Source organism: Streptococcus sp. GS001 (assembly GCF_021595565.1).
In the GTDB taxonomy this organism is placed as follows: domain Bacteria; phylum Bacillota; class Bacilli; order Lactobacillales; family Streptococcaceae; genus Streptococcus; species Streptococcus xiaochunlingii.
Map to the genome: position 1 here is coordinate 224,538 of NZ_JACSYJ010000002.1, position 13,827 is coordinate 238,364.

17 protein-coding genes are annotated in these 13,827 nt (G+C 41.5%); 15 read left to right on the forward strand and 2 right to left on the reverse strand.

Annotation, left to right across the window (positions count from 1 at the left end; genetic code table 11):
* Positions 1 to 161 precede the first annotated feature (161 nt).
* The 7 genes from H8S88_RS04500 (at position 162) to whiA (ending at position 5,130) form a co-directional block, all read left to right on the forward strand.
* On the forward strand, positions 162 to 293 hold the full coding sequence (locus H8S88_RS04500; protein ID WP_065426872.1) for a DUF4044 domain-containing protein: 132 nt from the start codon (positions 162 to 164) through the stop codon (positions 291 to 293).
* A 45-nt stretch (positions 294 to 338) separates the two neighbouring features.
* On the forward strand, positions 339 to 1,652 hold the full coding sequence (gene obgE / locus H8S88_RS04505) for a GTPase ObgE (protein ID WP_048689356.1): 1,314 nt from the start codon (positions 339 to 341) through the stop codon (positions 1,650 to 1,652).
* 23 nt (positions 1,653 to 1,675) lie between these two features.
* Positions 1,676 to 1,837, forward strand: a complete 162-nt coding sequence (locus H8S88_RS04510) for a hypothetical protein (RefSeq protein ID WP_006596601.1) — start codon at positions 1,676 to 1,678, stop codon at positions 1,835 to 1,837.
* Positions 1,838 to 1,853: 16 nt separating this feature from the next.
* The gene (locus H8S88_RS04515; RefSeq protein WP_048689361.1) at positions 1,854 to 2,231 is read left to right on the forward strand and encodes a RidA family protein; all 378 of its coding nucleotides are present in this window, start codon (positions 1,854 to 1,856) and stop codon (positions 2,229 to 2,231) included.
* 111 nt (positions 2,232 to 2,342) lie between these two features.
* Complete coding sequence (gene rapZ / locus H8S88_RS04520; RefSeq protein WP_048689366.1) at positions 2,343 to 3,239, forward strand: RNase adapter RapZ; 897 nt, start codon at positions 2,343 to 2,345, stop codon at positions 3,237 to 3,239.
* Positions 3,236 to 4,213, forward strand: coding sequence for a YvcK family protein (locus H8S88_RS04525; protein WP_048689370.1), 978 nt, complete (start codon positions 3,236 to 3,238; stop codon positions 4,211 to 4,213). The genes rapZ and H8S88_RS04525 overlap by 4 nt, the downstream gene beginning before the upstream one ends.
* Positions 4,210 to 5,130 (forward strand): DNA-binding protein WhiA, encoded by a 921-nt coding sequence (whiA, locus tag H8S88_RS04530; protein ID WP_236128000.1) that lies wholly within the window; start codon positions 4,210 to 4,212, stop codon positions 5,128 to 5,130. Before H8S88_RS04525 ends, whiA begins: the two co-directional genes overlap by 4 nt.
* 37 nt (positions 5,131 to 5,167) lie before the next feature.
* Here whiA and H8S88_RS04535 read toward each other — a convergent pair whose 3' ends face one another.
* Complete coding sequence (locus tag H8S88_RS04535) at positions 5,168 to 6,136, reverse strand: NAD(P)/FAD-dependent oxidoreductase (protein WP_048689377.1); 969 nt, start codon at positions 6,134 to 6,136, stop codon at positions 5,168 to 5,170.
* Between the two features lie 205 nt (positions 6,137 to 6,341).
* Here H8S88_RS04535 and gla point away from each other — a divergent pair, with 205 nt between their 5' ends.
* The 4 genes from gla (at position 6,342) to rpsU (ending at position 8,623) form a co-directional block, all read left to right on the forward strand.
* Complete coding sequence (gla, locus tag H8S88_RS04540) at positions 6,342 to 7,211, forward strand: aquaglyceroporin Gla (protein WP_048689380.1); 870 nt, start codon at positions 6,342 to 6,344, stop codon at positions 7,209 to 7,211.
* Between the two features lie 126 nt (positions 7,212 to 7,337).
* The gene (locus H8S88_RS04545) at positions 7,338 to 7,961 is read left to right on the forward strand and encodes a class I SAM-dependent methyltransferase (RefSeq protein WP_125329602.1); all 624 of its coding nucleotides are present in this window, start codon (positions 7,338 to 7,340) and stop codon (positions 7,959 to 7,961) included.
* Between the two features lie 30 nt (positions 7,962 to 7,991).
* Positions 7,992 to 8,303 carry a hypothetical protein gene (locus H8S88_RS04550; protein ID WP_048689384.1) on the forward strand — a complete coding sequence of 104 codons (312 nt, stop codon included), beginning with the start codon at positions 7,992 to 7,994 and terminating at the stop codon, positions 8,301 to 8,303.
* Between the two features lie 143 nt (positions 8,304 to 8,446).
* Complete coding sequence (rpsU, locus tag H8S88_RS04555; RefSeq protein ID WP_000048054.1) at positions 8,447 to 8,623, forward strand: 30S ribosomal protein S21; 177 nt, start codon at positions 8,447 to 8,449, stop codon at positions 8,621 to 8,623.
* 101 nt (positions 8,624 to 8,724) lie between these two features.
* Here rpsU and mscL read toward each other — a convergent pair whose 3' ends face one another.
* The gene (gene mscL / locus H8S88_RS04560; protein WP_048689389.1) at positions 8,725 to 9,102 is read right to left on the reverse strand and encodes a large conductance mechanosensitive channel protein MscL; all 378 of its coding nucleotides are present in this window, start codon (positions 9,100 to 9,102) and stop codon (positions 8,725 to 8,727) included.
* A 238-nt stretch (positions 9,103 to 9,340) separates the two neighbouring features.
* Between mscL and dnaG the strand changes: the two genes are divergently transcribed.
* From dnaG to H8S88_RS04580, 4 genes are all read left to right on the forward strand, one after another.
* Positions 9,341 to 11,128 carry a DNA primase gene (gene dnaG, locus H8S88_RS04565; RefSeq protein WP_061563800.1) on the forward strand — a complete coding sequence of 596 codons (1,788 nt, stop codon included), beginning with the start codon at positions 9,341 to 9,343 and terminating at the stop codon, positions 11,126 to 11,128.
* Positions 11,129 to 11,130: 2 nt separating this feature from the next.
* Complete coding sequence (gene rpoD / locus H8S88_RS04570) at positions 11,131 to 12,243, forward strand: RNA polymerase sigma factor RpoD (RefSeq protein ID WP_048689399.1); 1,113 nt, start codon at positions 11,131 to 11,133, stop codon at positions 12,241 to 12,243.
* Between the two features lie 391 nt (positions 12,244 to 12,634).
* On the forward strand, positions 12,635 to 12,964 hold the full coding sequence (locus H8S88_RS04575) for a metal-sulfur cluster assembly factor (protein WP_006596590.1): 330 nt from the start codon (positions 12,635 to 12,637) through the stop codon (positions 12,962 to 12,964).
* Positions 12,965 to 13,119: 155 nt separating this feature from the next.
* On the forward strand, positions 13,120 to 13,827 hold the full coding sequence (locus tag H8S88_RS04580; RefSeq protein WP_236128001.1) for an ABC transporter ATP-binding protein: 708 nt from the start codon (positions 13,120 to 13,122) through the stop codon (positions 13,825 to 13,827).

Here is a 13,827-nt window from a genome sequence, read left to right on the forward strand (position 1 = left end):
TCTTTTTTGTTAGTTAGATGAAAAGGGATTTGAACAAGTGTGGATGTTTAAAAAAATATTTCATCCAATAGTCCTCTTTCGTATAGAGGTGGATGTTTGAAAAATGCCCTTATTCGTGGTAAAATAGGGCTAATGAATTTATTGTAATTGAGGTAAAAAACGTGGCTTTTGGAGACAACGGAAAACGCAAAAAAACTTTCTTTGAAAAATTGACCATGGTGGTCATTGTAATTATGTTGATTGTAACGGTTGGAGCAATCTTTGCTGCAGCTTTGGGTGCACTATCCTACTAAGGGACTACCAAGCAACACTTGGTTATAAAAGGAAAACGATAAACTATGAGTATGTTTTTAGATACAGCCAAGATTAAGGTCAAGGCTGGAAATGGCGGCGATGGCATGGTGGCCTTTCGCCGTGAAAAGTATGTTCCCAATGGCGGCCCTTGGGGTGGTGATGGTGGACGAGGAGGCAATGTCATCTTCGTTGTAGACGAAGGTTTGCGCACGCTGATGGACTTCCGCTATAACCGGCATTTCAAAGCCCAAAATGGGGAAAAGGGAATGACCAAAGGAATGCACGGACGGGGAGCAGAAGATCTCTATGTACGAGTTCCCCAAGGAACGACTGTCCGAGATGCTGAGACAGGCAAGGTCATTACCGACTTGGTTGAAAATGGGCAAGAGTACATTGTTGCCCATGGTGGACGTGGAGGACGCGGAAATATCCGTTTTGCCACTCCTAAAAATCCAGCACCTGAGATTTCAGAAAATGGGGAACCTGGTCAGGAACGCGAACTCGAATTAGAACTCAAAGTCTTGGCAGACGTTGGTTTGGTTGGCTTCCCATCAGTAGGAAAATCAACTCTTCTCAGTGTGATTACATCTGCCAAACCAAAAATCGGAGCCTATCATTTTACAACTATCGTTCCAAACTTGGGGATGGTTCGGACGCCGTCAGGTGAATCCTTTGCAGTCGCAGACCTTCCTGGATTGATCGAAGGAGCTAGCCAAGGGGTCGGGTTAGGAACCCAGTTCCTTCGTCACATCGAGCGCACCCGTGTTATCTTGCATATCATCGATATGTCAGCCAGTGAAGGACGAGATCCTTATGAAGATTACATTCAAATCAACAAAGAGCTTGAAACATATAATCTTCGCTTGATGGAACGTCCTCAGATTATCGTGGCGAATAAGATGGATATGCCAGAGAGCCAGGAAAATTTGAAAGAGTTCAAGAAAAAATTGGCGGCCAACTACGACGAGTTTGATGAACTGCCACAAATCTTCCCAATCTCTAGTTTAGCGCATCAAGGTTTGGACAACTTGTTAGAAGCAACAGCAGACTTGTTAGACAAAACACCAGAATTCTTGCTCTATACAGAAGAAGATATGGCGCAAGAAGAAGTCTACTACGGCTTTGATGAGGACCAACCAGCCTTCAAGATTAATCGTGATGATGATGCTTCTTGGATCTTGTCCGGTGATAAGCTAGAGAAGCTCTTCAATATGACCAATTTTGATCGCGACGAGTCTGTCATGAAGTTTGCGCGTCAATTGCGCGGAATGGGTGTCGATGAAGCCCTTCGTGCGCGTGGTGCCAAAGACGGAGATATCGTTCGGATCGGTAAATTTGAATTTGAATTTGTTGACTAGTTAGAGCTAAAGAGGAGAAGAAGATGGGAGATAAACCTATATCCTTTCGTGATAAAGACGGAAATTTTGTCTCTGCTGCAGACGTTTGGAATGCAGAAAAATTGGAAGAACTCTTTAATAAGCTGAATCCCAAACGTAAGTTACGCTTAGAACGGGAAAAATTAGCAGCATCCAGTGAAAATTAGGAATCAGGAGAAGAAAATGGCAAAAACAATTCACACAGACAAAGCACCGGCAGCAATTGGACCTTATGTTCAAGGAAAAATTGTGGGCAATCTTTTATTTGCAAGTGGGCAAGTTCCGCTTTCACCAGAAACAGGTGAAATTGTTGGAGAAACTATCCAAGAACAAACCCAGCAAGTGTTGAAGAATATTGCTGCTATCCTTGAGGAAGCTGGAACGAACTTTGATCACGTGGTTAAAACAACCTGTTTCTTAAGTGATATGAATGATTTTGTCCCTTTTAACGAGGTATACAAAACAGCATTTTCAAGTGAATTTCCAGCACGTTCTGCAGTAGAAGTGGCTCGCTTGCCACGCGATGTCAAAGTTGAAATTGAAGTCATTGCAGAAGTATAGTCTGAATAGAGGAATGCATTCGGGAAATAAGAATGCTGGAGTGAGAGCCATCGACTGACCAACTGGAAAGATGATGGTCTCCTCCTTTTTTGTAAGGAAAAGGTGATTAGGATGACAGATACAGAAAAAACAATTCAACTGGTCATTGTGACAGGAATGAGTGGTGCAGGAAAGACTGTAGCCATTCAATCCTTTGAAGATATGGGGTATTTCACCATCGACAATATGCCACCAGCTCTCTTGCCGAAATTTATTGAGCTGATTCAACTGTCGATGGACAATAATAAGTTGGCTCTCGTAGTGGATATGCGGAGCCGGTCTTTCTTCGCAGAAATTCGCTCCATTTTGGACGAATTAGAGAACCACGAAGGGATTGATTTTAAAATTCTCTTTTTGGATGCGACCGATAGTGAATTGGTTGCTCGCTACAAAGAGACTCGTCGTAGCCATCCACTGGCTGCTGATGGGCGTGTCTTGGATGGGATTACGTTGGAACGGGAACTTTTGGCTCCACTTAAAAACATGAGTCAAAATGTCATTGATACGACAGAACTAACTCCTCGTAATCTTCGAAAAGTTATTGCTGAACAGTTCTCTAGACAAGATAGCCAGCCTGAGTTTCGGATTGAAGTCATGTCCTTTGGCTTTAAGTATGGTTTGCCTTTAGATGCGGACTTGGTCTTTGATGTTCGTTTCCTACCGAATCCTTATTACAAATCAGAGCTACGGAATCAAACTGGCTTGGATGATGATGTCTATAACTATGTTATGGACCATCAAGAAGCAGAGGAGTTTTATCGTCATCTTTACGATTTGATTGCTCCCATCTTGCCAGCATACAAACGAGAAGGAAAATCTGTTTTGACGATTGCAGTTGGTTGCACAGGTGGCCAACACCGTTCAGTAGCCTTTGCTGCTCGTCTAGGACGGGATTTAGCGAAAGATTGGACGGTGAATATGAGTCATCGAGATAAAGACCGACGGAAGGAAACGGTGAATCGTTCATGAGAAAACCAAAAATGACCGTCATCGGAGGAGGTACGGGGATTTCCGTCATCTTGGATAGCCTTCGGAAAAAGGATGTTGAAATTACGGCTATTGTGACAGTGGCGGATGATGGGGGTAGTTCTGGGGAACTTCGAAAAAATATTCATCAATTGACACCACCAGGTGACTTGCGAAATGTACTAGTAGCCATGTCTGATATGCCTCGCTTTTATGAAAAAGTTTTTCAATACCGTTTTGCAGAAGAAGATGGGCCACTAGCTGGGCATCCTCTAGGGAATTTGATTATTGCAGGGATTTCTGAAATGCAGGGATCGACTTATAATGCCATGCAATTGCTGACTAAATTTTTCCATACGACAGGAAAAATCTATCCTTCTAGTGATACACCATTGACCCTTCATGCCGTCTTTATGGATGGGTCAGAGGTGGCTGGTGAGAGTGAAATCGCCCATCATGAGGGCATGATTGATTATGTTTATGTCACCAATACCTATAATGATGAGACGCCGAAAGCGAGTCGAAAAGTAGTAGATGCGATTTTAGAAAGTGATATGGTGATTTTAGGACCAGGTTCTCTCTTTACATCGATTCTTCCCAATCTAGTGATTGAAGAAATTGGACATGCCTTGCTTGAGACAAAAGCAGAGGTCGCTTATGTCTGCAATATCATGACCCAACGTGGGGAGACAGAACACTTTACCGATAGTGACCATGTTTCCGTCCTTCATAAACACTTGAAGAAGCCGTTTATTGATACTGTTTTAGTCAACATTGAAAAAGTCCCTCAAGAATATATGGACACGAATCGCTTTGATGAATACCTGGTTCAAGTAGAACATGATTTCGCAGGTCTAAAATCGCAGGTTCCCCGAGTTATTTCAAGCAATTTCCTTCGCTTGGAAAACGGCGGCGCCTTCCATGATGGAGAAGCTGTTGTGGATGAACTGATGCAAATTGTACAGGTGATTAAATGAGTTTTACCATTAAAGTAAAAGAAGAGCTCTTGACCCTTCACCGCTTTGAGAAAAGTGAGTTATCTGCTCTAATTAAGATGTCAGGTAGTTTGGGTCTAAGTATGGGGGGCTTAAGTTTGTCTCTGACCACGGAGAATGCTAAGATTGCCCGCCATATCTACGAATTGATTGTAGAATTTTATCAGGTCAAATCGGACATTCGTCACCACCAAAAAACCAATTTAAAAAAGAATCGCGTCTATACTGTTTCTATTGATGAAAAAGTCGAAGAGATTCTTGCAGACCTGCACTTAGCAGATTCTTTCTTTGGTATTGAGACAGGGATTGACCCAAGAATTTTAGAAGAAGATGAAGCAAGTCGAGCTTATCTGAGAGGTGCTTTCTTAGCAAGTGGGACCATCAAGGATCCGGAGTCTGGTCGCTATCAATTAGAAATTAGCTCTGTTTATTCTGACCATGCCCAGGACTTGGCCAACCTCATGCAACACTTTTTGTTAGATGCCAAGACCATCGAACGCAAAAAAGGAGTCGTTACCTATTTGCAACGGGCAGAGGATATTATTGATTTCCTTATCTTGGTAGAAGCCAAGCTGGCTTTGGAAGAATTTGAGTCTGTCAAGGTCATGCGAGAAGCGCGCAATGATCTCAATCGAGCCAATAATGCTGAAATGGCCAATATTGCGCGGACGGTCACAGCTAGTATGAAGACCATTAACAATATCGTCAAAATCATGGATACCATTGGATTAGGTGGTCTTCCGGTCGAGCTTCAGGAAGTTGCCTATGTTCGAATCCATAATCCCGACTATTCCATCCAGCAAATTGCGGATGCCCTGAAAACTCCCTTAACCAAAAGTGGGGTCAATCATCGCTTGCGGAAAATCAATAAGATAGCAGACGAGCTAGATGAACTATAAGAAAAAACCTTTGAATCAATGATTCAAAGGTTTTTTCTTACAAACTAGTCGAATGGACTGGTTGAACTTTCTTATCTGGATAAATGTAGTTTATCGCATTATTTACCGCAGTCGGAGCCTCGCCTAATCCAGTAGCAATCAAATCGATCTTTCCTTCGTAGAAGCAACAGTCGCCACAAGCGTAGATGCCTTCTCGGCTGGTCTCTTGTTTGCGGTTCACGAGGATCTTATGGCGTTGGAGGTCCAAGCCCCATTCTTTCAATTTCCCAACGGATGATTTAAAGCCATAGTTGACAAAGAGTTCATCGATGGGGAGTAATTGGGTTTCATCTGATTTAACCTTGCTAATTTCCAGATGGCTAGCATGGCCATTTTCTCCGATTAAACGGCTAGGAACATAAGGAGTTTGAATAGAGACGGACGAAGCCTTCAATTCTTCAACACTGTGTTCGAGAGCGCGGAAATTATCACGACGATGGACCAGAGTTGTCGGTGCGATTTTTTCAAAGGCTAGAGCCCAATCGACTGCTGAATCTCCTCCTCCTAGAATAGCAACTTGTTTGCCGGCATATTGTTGGATATTTGAAACATGGTAGTGAACGTTCTCGAATTCTTCAGCCCCATCCACTTCTAAAGGACGAGGTTTAAAGGCACCACCACCCATCGCAATAATAACAGCACGACTGAAATGCTGGTCTTTATTGGTTTCAATGAGGAAGTGATTCTCGTTTTTACGAATGTCCAAAACGGTTTCGTTCAGACAAATGTCAGTCTCGAATGTTTCTAATTGATCGATCAACCGTTGGGACAATTCTTCTCCAGTCAGGTTCGTAAAACCAGGGACATCCAGGATTCGTTTTTCAGGATAGAGAATAGCGGGTTGACCACCTAGTTGAGGAAGGGAATCAATCAATTTTACTTTTACTTGACGCATATGGCCATAGAAGGCAGCAAAGAGTCCTACAGGGCCTCCACCGATAATGGTAATGTCATAGATTTCAGACATGAGATCTCCTTTGTGATGTGTAACTAGTCCTATTGTATCATAATTCGGAGATAAATAGAAAGTGGAGGAGGGTACAAGGATTAAAAAGAATGAATCAGGGGATTGAGATATATTTTTTAAAAATAATGTTCGGTTTATTTACAAGTGTTCGATAATCTGTTAGAATAAATTATTATTATTTTTTTTATAAGGAGATTATTCAAAAATGCAATTTGATTTTTGGGTTAAAGTTGCGACCGAATTTATTGCAACAGCATTATTGATTATTTTAGGAAATGGTGCCGTTGCAAACGTTGAGTTGAAGGGTACCAAGGGGCATCAAAGTGGATGGCTCGTGATTGCGATTGGCTACGGAATAGGTGTTATGATGCCAGCCTTGATGTTTGGTAACGTTTCTGGTAACCATATCAACCCTGCCTTTACGATTGGTCTTGCAGTTAGCGGACTCTTCCCTTGGGAAAATGTTTTATACTACATCGTTGCTCAACTTCTTGGGGCTATGTTTGGGCAATTGGTTGTCGTTGCGACTCACCGTCCTTACTACCTTCAAACTGAAAATCCAAACAATATCTTGGGAACATTCTCAACGATTTCTAGCTTGGATAAAGGAACTCCAGAATCACGTAAAGCAGCAACCATCAATGGTTTCGTCAATGAGTTTGCTGGATCATTCGTCCTTTTCTTCGGTGCACTTGCCTTGACAAAACACTTCTTTGGTGCAGAGGTTGCTTCTCTAGCTCAAAGAGCAGCGACTGAGCAGGGAGGGATTTTTGATGCTTCTTCAACAGCCGCAAAATTGGCTTTGTCACAAGCACATGCTCCTGGTTTAGGAGTGGCTCACTTGGCACTTGGATTCCTCGTTATGGCTTTGGTGACATCACTTGGTGGTCCTACAGGACCTGGTTTGAACCCTGCACGTGACCTTGGTCCACGTTTGGTTCACGCTTTCCTTCCAAAATCTGTTTTAGGTGAACACAAGGGAGATTCAAAATGGTGGTACGCTTGGGTACCAGTTGTAGCACCAATCTTGGCTGCAATCGTTGCTATTGCCCTCTTTACCTTCCTTTATAAGTAAGACCAGAACACTTTTCGTAGACATTACGGAAAGTGTTTTTTTAAGAAAGTTTCGTGTAGAAACAATAATTAAGTCTGTTTTTTTATGGGGCTTTAATTGTGTTATTTTAATAAAGGAGTTAGTAGCTTGTTAATTATAATTATTACCATCTGCTTATTATTTTTATATTTCTTAATGCATCATCTAATTCAGCAGTCAAAGAATCCTACAGGAATACTCGGGAAAGGAATGATGAAAATTTGGAATTATACTTATTTTCCTATGTATGTGTGGGCAACCAGACAACTGGATAAAAATGATGTCCATAGAATACTAGATGTAGGAGTAGGAAACGGTCGTTCAAGTATCTTTTTGAAAGAAATCTATCCAAGAAGTACAGTTATAGGAATCGATAGTTCAGCAACTGCTATCTCAGAAGCGAAGGATTCGGAAAGTTTAAACCTTAAGTTTGAACGAAAAGATGTTAGAAAGACAGGTTATCCTGATGAAACGTTTGATTTAATAACAGGCTTTCAAACGCATTTTCATTGGGAGGATATAGAGACTTCATTTACGGAGTTAAGAAGAGTTCTTACATCAGATGGACTGCTTTTGCTAGCTTGTGAATGGCAAAAATTAGTTTATTTCTTGCCACAATTCAAAGTGGAGGATGAGTTTAGTAAGTTCTTGTCGTCAAAAGGACTGAATCTTTTAACAAGTCAGAAGAGTGGGCGATGGATTCTTTATAAGATTGTAAAAGAGACGAATTAAGTCAGTAAATGCTTATTATTAGGAGTAGGGATGAAAGAAAGGAATATAATAAAAGATAATAGAAGAGCTGGTTATTTTAGTTTTCTATATTATTTGCATGAGGAGAAAGAGTTTCATTCAGACGCACTTGTTGCTCTTTGTCAGTATCTAGAAAGGATGGATTCTGTTAGTCTTGAGCAACTGAAAGACTTACGTTGGATTGAATGTCAAATTTTGCGCCATATGGTCTATCATTTTGATCCAAATGATCTAAGTAGAATTCGCAATCTCCCAACGAATTATTGGGAGGAATTGGAAGCATTCGAACAAGTAGTGTCAAAGCTTTATGATCGTTATGAATGAAAGGATTTTCCAAAATCTGAAATTCTAGCACAGTTTTGAAGCTAAGATGATGGTGAGAGATGAATTCCTTTAACTTTTTCTTGACAATCTACAGAATTCCGTGTAGAATAGAATAGATCTTGAACTTGAAGGGAGTGAAAAACATGTCAAAAACAGTAGTACGTAAGAATGAATCTCTTGACGATGCTCTTCGTCGTTTCAAACGCGCGGTTACTAAAGCTGGTACTCTTCAAGAAACACGCAAACGTGAATTCTATGAAAAACCTTCTGTAAAACGTAAACGTAAATCAGAAGCAGCTCGTAAACGTAAAAAATTCTAATTGAATACAAGAACAGACTTCGGTCTGTTTTTTGTTTCTCTAGAAAAATTGAAGATAAAAAACCCGACCTTCTAGCTAGAAGATCGGATCTTTTTATCTGATTATTTGTTTGCAAGCAAGTCGCGGATTTCAGCAAGCAACTCTTCTTGAGTAGGAGCAGCTTCTTCTTCAGCAGCTTCCTCTTTTTTACCAAGGTTTTGAGCTTTCTCAGCAGCTTTTACTACGAAGAAAAGAACAGTACCAACAACAAGGAAGTTGATAACAGCGCTCAAGAAGCTACCGTAAGCAACACCGTTCCATGACAATTGTGCAATCTTTTCAACACCAGCAGCTTTCATAGCTGGGTTCAAAATAAGTGGAGTGATGATATCGTTAACAAATGATGTTACGATAGCTCCAAATGCAGCTCCGATAACGACTGCGACAGCAAGGTCAACAATATTCCCACGAAGGAGAAAAGCTTTCAAATCTTTTAACATATCCTAAATATGTCCTTTCATAATAAATTTTACAGGGCATAGTATAACTAAAATTTTTTTCGTATTCAATAAATATGCTCAAATTTTTTTAAAAAGTTGATTTAAGAAAAATGGAGGCTTTCAAAACTCAGGAAAAATGTGGAAAAATCGGGTGAAAATCAATACGGATGATTTACAATTGACAAAAATTAGTTTAAAATAGTTAATGATATTCTATGGTAAAATGGAGGCACTGTTTATGGTTGACAAACAACTGATTTCAGAAATAAAAAACAGTGTGAATATTGTAGATGTAATCGGAGAAGTCGTTCAATTGACAAAGGCAGGACGAAACTTTTTAGGTCTCTGCCCTTTTCATGGTGAAAAGACGCCTTCTTTCAATGTGGTCGAGGATAAACAATTCTATCATTGTTTTGGTTGTGGTCGCTCAGGCGATGTTTTTAAGTTTATCGAAGACTATCGTGGTGTCTCCTTCATGGAAGCTGTTCAAATTGTCGGAGATCAGGTGGGCATTCGTGTCCAGACTCTTCCTCCAAGTCAGTCTAGGCCCCAACAAGCAGATGAGAAACAGCCCTTCTATGAAATCCATCAAGAGGCTGCCAAGTTCTATCATGCCATCCTGATGACGACAAAGATGGGTGAAGAGGCTCGGCAATACTTGTATGATCGAGGGCTTGATGATGAGGTTCTTCGGCATTTTCAAATAGGGCTTGCACCAGCAGAAGGAAATTATCTGCTTCAGAGTGTTTCAGGGAAGTTTTCAGAAAATATTCTGGCCGACTCAGGTTTATTTCATATTAGTGATAGGGGGATCATGTATGATGCGTTTCAAGATCGCATCATGTTTCCCTTGTCGGATGATACTGGCCGAGTCATTGCTTTTTCTGGTCGACTCTGGCGTGAATCAGCTGAGGGAGCAAAGCCTCAGGGGAAATACAAGAACAGCCGCGGTACGCTCCTTTTTAACAAGAGTTATGAGCTCTACCATTTGGACAAGGCCAAGCAGGTCGCTAAGAAGAACCATGAGCTTTATCTGATGGAAGGATTCATGGATGTCATCGCAGCCTACCGAGCTGGGATTGAGAATGCCGTTGCTTCTATGGGGACAGCCCTCACGCAGGAACATGTGGCTCATCTGAGCAAATTTACCAAAAAGGTTATCTTGGCCTATGATGGGGATAAGGCGGGAAGGCTGGCGACAGCAAAAGCTTTGGAGGTCCTGGAAAAACAGGAGGTAGAGGTTGTTCAAATTCCTGATCAGATGGACCCAGACGAGTATCTCAATAAGAATTCTCCTCAGGCTTTGGCGGATTTATTGGAAAAAACACGTCTCAGTCGCGTAGAGTTTCTCATGGATTATTGGAAGCCAGATAATATTGAAAATTTGCAGGCGCAGATTGAATTTGTCGAAAAAATGGCTCCCTTAATTGCTCAGACGCCATCTGTAACGGCACAGAATACCTATATTTATAAATTAGCCGATCTCTTGGTCGACTTTGATTATATGCAGGTAGAACAGACGGTTAATGCTAGTCGCCTTCAGATGCGTAGCCAACGTCAGGAGCAAGGTCAAATTCAGACACAGGCTCCAGTTGCTAGTCCAACTGTTATCCAAAAGCAACTGCCTCGCCTGGTTCGGGCTGAGAATCATCTCCTTCATCGGATGAACGCTTTTCCTTATGTTTTGAATGAATATCGTCTTCGGACAGATTTTTCATTTGATACCCCTGCCTTGCAAACCTTGTACCAACTTCTTTGTCAAAATGGAGAAGTGACATCGCAGGATTTGTCAGAGCAGACAGAGGAAGTGCAACGGGCCTGGTATCTGATGATGGAAGAAAATTTACCGGATGAAATAGCGGAGAATGAGTTGGAAGAAGTGGAAGAAACGAGAAATCGGGAGCTTCTCCGTAAAGAAAGTCAACAAATAGGAAAGAAAGTCCGAGAAGCCTCTCACAGTGGAGATGCGGATCAGGCTTTATTGGAACTCGAGCGCTTAATCGCTCAAAAAAGAAGAATGGAGTAGGAATGGCGAAAGAACAAAAAGATATCACAACTTTAGATGTCCAAATTGCAGAGTTTATTCGTAGTCATAAGAAAAGTGGTACTGCAACAGATGATGAAATCAATGATCAATTGGTCATTCCTTTTACCTTGGATGCCGATGGAATTGATGATTTGTTGCAACGGATTCAAGATGCTGGAATTTCCATCACAGATAAGGAAGGAAATCCAAGCGCGCGTGTCTTAAACAACGAAGAGGAAGAACCAGAGTTGACGGATGAAGAATTGCTTGGAAGCAACTCTGCCAAGGTCAATGACCCAGTACGGATGTACTTGAAAGAAATTGGGGTCGTTCCTCTTTTGACCAATGAAGAAGAGCAAGAATTGGCCATCTTGGTGGAACAAGGAGACTTGGAAGCCAAGCAACGTTTGGCAGAAGCCAACCTTCGTTTGGTTGTTTCCATTGCGAAGCGCTATGTTGGACGTGGGATGCAATTCTTGGACTTGATCCAAGAAGGAAATATGGGATTGATGAAGGCCGTTGATAAGTTTGACTATACCAAAGGGTTCAAGTTCTCTACTTATGCGACTTGGTGGATTCGTCAGGCTATCACGCGTGCCATTGCAGACCAAGCTCGTACCATTCGGATCCCTGTTCATATGGTAGAAACTATTAACAAGTTGGTTCGTGAGCAACGCAATCTCTTGCAAGAATTGGGACAAGATCCGACACCAGAACAAATCGCTGAGCGCATGGATATGACACCTGATAAGGTGCGTGAAATATTGAAGATTGCCCAAGAGCCTGTTTCTTTAGAAACGCCAATCGGGGAAGAAGACGATAGCCATTTGGGAGATTTTATCGAAGACGAAGTGATTGAAAATCCAGTAGACTACACCACTCGTGTGGTTCTCCGCGAACAATTGGATGAAGTCCTCGATACTCTGACAGACCGTGAAGAGAACGTCTTGCGTCTTCGTTTCGGTTTGGATGATGGAAAAATGCGGACCTTGGAAGATGTGGGGAAAGTCTTCAACGTGACCCGTGAACGGATTCGTCAGATCGAAGCCAAAGCCCTCCGCAAACTCCGCCACCCAAGCAGAAGCAAACCATTACGTGACTTTATAGAGGATTAAAAATGTCCAGTGGACATTTTTAACGGCCACCCAAAAATAAAAGAGTGGCCAGGTCCAGTGGACCTTTTTAACGGCCACCAAAAAACAAGAGAGTGGCCAGGTCCGGGTGCCCTTTTTAACCCGAGCTAAGAAATTCAAAAGCGAGGAAGATCCAGGGGACCTTTTTAACGGCCACCAAAAAACAAGAGAGTGGCCAGGTCTGGGGGACCTTTTTAACCCGAGCTAAGAAATTCAAAAGCGAGGCAAGTCCAGTGGACATTTTTAACGGTTGCCTAGAAATGGAAAAGCAACCGAGGTCCGGGTGCCCTTTTCTAGAGCCCTTTGAATCTAGGGCTTGCTGTAAACAAAAAAATTCTTCCTGGGGTTGAACTGAGTGAAGAAGGAGTAAAGAATGAGTTATACGACAGAAGAAATCGAACAAATTAAAAACCGTATTCTTGAAAATCTAGAGCAAGTCATCGATCCTGAATTAGGTATAGATATTGTCAACCTTGGTTTGGTCTACGAAATTCGGTTTGATGGTGAAACTGGTGAAACAGAAATCGATATGACCCTCACTACCATGGGCTGTCCATTGGCAGACTTGCTGACGGATCAGATTTATGATGCTTTAACAGGAATGGAAGAAGTGACCAAGGTCGATGTAAAATTGGTCTGGTATCCAGCTTGGACGGTTGAAAAAATGAGCCGCTATGCACGGATTGCATTAGGAATTAAATAAAATTGTTTTAAAGGAGGAATGGATGTTCCTCTTTTTTTGCGAAGATGGTTTGGATGTCAAATAGTATGAATATTATATCTTCTTTTACGATTATATCTTGCAATCACTTCTTAGTAAGGTTATAATAGAATCATTATTAAATTAAGGAGAAGATTATGAATCAGTACCCTTTGGTCTACTTAGACCATGTTCAAAAAGTGTATGGTAAGCACATTGCCTTATATGATGTGAGTGTCAATATTCAACCGGGTCGTATCATTGGTTTGTTAGGACCAAATGGAAGTGGGAAAACAACCATTATTAAATTAGTGAATGGGCTTTTGCAACCAACTTCTGGTAATGTCTACATCCATGGCCAAGTGCCGTCTGCAAGAACCAAACAAGTCGTTTCTTATTTACCAGATACAACTTATTTGGATGAGAATATGAAGATTTCAGAGACTCTCCGTTTCTTCCAAGACTTCTATAAAGATTTCAATGTGCAACGTGCCTATCAATTGTTGAACGACTTACAATTGCACCCAGAGCAAAAGTTGAAACAACTCTCTAAAGGGAATAAAGAAAAAGTTCAATTAATTTTGGTCATGAGCCGTGAAGCGGATTTGTACATTCTCGATGAACCAATTGGTGGAGTGGACCCTGCTGCGCGTGACTACATTCTTAGAACCATCATTCAAAATCGTCGTCCAAACTCATCAGTATTGATTTCAACCCACTTGATTGCGGACGTTGAGCAAGTCTTGGATGAAGCACTCTTTATCAATCAAGGTCGTATTCTGTTGCATGAAAACACAACTGTTCTTCGTAACCAATACGGTAAATCGATTGATGAGATCTTCCGTGAACAATTTAGAATGTATTAG